We start from the raw sequence: 1,862 nt of genomic DNA on the forward strand, positions 1-1,862 counted from the left end.
CCCTGACCCTGGCCGGCGCCGGTGCCGCGTCCGCCGCCACGGCCGCCGACCCCGTCGTCAACGGCAACACCGTGTCCGTCACCTTCGAGAAGGACTTCGTGGTCGACGCCGACACGTGTGTCGCCGCGGTGGTCCCCACCTCGAGCGCCCCGGCTCTCCTCTCTCAGCTGGAGGCACTCAACAACCTGGACCTCGGCGCCATCAACAACCTGATCAACAGCATGTCCGACGTGACGTTCCTCCAGACCGGCGGCCTCGTGCCCAGCCCGATCGCCAGCGTGACGATCGCTGACGTCACGGTGTCGGCCACCGTGCCGTCGAACGTCTACGCGGTGGTCAGCTACTGCGTGATCGGTGGATCGGACATCGGCGGGCCCGTGCTCGTCGGCGACCCGCTCGATGCGATCCAGGGCAGCCTCGGCGGACTGTCGACCGAGGACACCCTCGGCACGCTGTCCTCGGCGACCGGCGAGGGTGACGCCAGCGGCCTCGGCAGCCTCCTTGGCCTGCTCGGCGGCGGCGAGGGCGGCGGCCTCGGGTTCGACACCCTCTCCGCCGAAGGCTGACCACGAGAGCAGGCCGACACACCTCACAGGCCCCGCACCGGGTGGTGCGGGGTCTGTCTCGTGGTGCGGCGCCTCTGACGCGGAGCGTCAGGAGTCGAGTCGCTCGATGATCGTCACGTTGGCGGTGCCGCCGCCCTCACACATCGTCTGCAGGCCGTAGCGGCGGCCGGTGCGCTCGAGCTCGTTGAGCAGGGTGGCGAAGAGTTTGGCACCGGTCGCGCCGAGCGGGTGCCCGAGCGCGATTCCGCCGCCGTTGGGGTTCACCCGGGCCGGGTCGGCGCCGATCTCCTTGATCCACGCCAACACCACAGGGGCGAACGCCTCGTTGATCTCCACCACGTCGATGTCGTCGATCGTCAGTCCCGTCTTCTCCAGCGCCCACCGGGTGGCCGGGATAGGCGCGGAGAGCATCATCACCGGATCGTCGCCGCGCACGGTCAGATGGTGGATCCGGGCCCGCGGCGTCAGGCCGTATCTCTCGACGGCCTCGGCGGACGCGAGCAACCCGGCGGACGCGCCGTCGGAGATCTGCGACGCCACGGCGGCGGTGAGCGAGCCACCCTCGGCCAGCACGGGCAGGGAGGCCATCTTCTCCAGAGTGGTCTCGCGCGTGGTCTCGTCGGCCTCGAGTCCGGCGAACGGGACATACTCGTTCGCGAACCGGCCCTCGGCGATCGCGGCGCGGGCGCGGGTGTGGGACTGCAGCGCCCACTCCTCCATCTCGCGACGCGAGATACCCCACGTGTCGGCCATCATCTGGGCACCGTTGAACTGGGAGATCTCCTGGGAGCCGAAGCGGGAGACCCATCCGGTCGAGCCGGTGAACGGGTCGTCGAAGCCGTACTCGCGCCCGGCGAGCATGGCCGAGGAGATCGGCAGGGCACTCATGTTCTGCACGCCGCCGAACAGGACCACGTCCTGGGTGCCGGACATGATCCCCTGGGCACCGAAGTGGATGGCCTGCTGGCTCGAGCCGCACTGGCGGTCGACGGTCGTGCCCGGCACCCCGAGAGGCATCCCGGCCGCGAGCCACGCGGAGCGGGCGATGTTGCCCGCCTGCGGGCCTATGGCGTCCACGCAGCCGAAGATCACGTCGTCGACCACCGCGGGGTCGATCCCCGTGCGCTCGACCACCGCGCTGATGACGTGCGCGCCCAGATCCGCCGGGTGCTGGGCGGAGAGGCTGCCACCGCGCTTGCCCGCAGGCGTCCGGACGGCGTCGATCACGTAGGCCTCGCGGCCGGTCACGCTGGTCATGTGTCTCCTCGTGGGTGGGGTCGGTCGGTGGTGTCAGGC

Annotated in this window: 1 protein-coding gene and 1 pseudogene; one reads left to right on the top strand and one right to left on the bottom strand. The window is 70.7% G+C overall.

What is annotated here, in order from left to right; translation table 11 throughout:
• A pseudogene (locus IY392_RS11910) lies at positions 1-566 on the top strand (hypothetical protein); the annotation flags it as partial.
• 87 nt (positions 567-653) lie between these two features.
• Here IY392_RS11910 and IY392_RS11915 read toward each other — a convergent pair.
• Positions 654-1,823 carry an acetyl-CoA C-acetyltransferase gene (locus tag IY392_RS11915; protein ID WP_194861332.1) on the bottom strand — a complete coding sequence of 390 codons (1,170 nt, stop codon included), beginning with the start codon at positions 1,821-1,823 and terminating at the stop codon, positions 654-656.
• Positions 1,824-1,862: the final 39 nt, after the last annotated feature.

Origin of the sequence: Dietzia sp. SYD-A1 (genome assembly GCF_015356725.1) — a bacterium.
Classification (GTDB): Bacteria; Actinomycetota; Actinomycetes; order Mycobacteriales; family Mycobacteriaceae; genus Dietzia.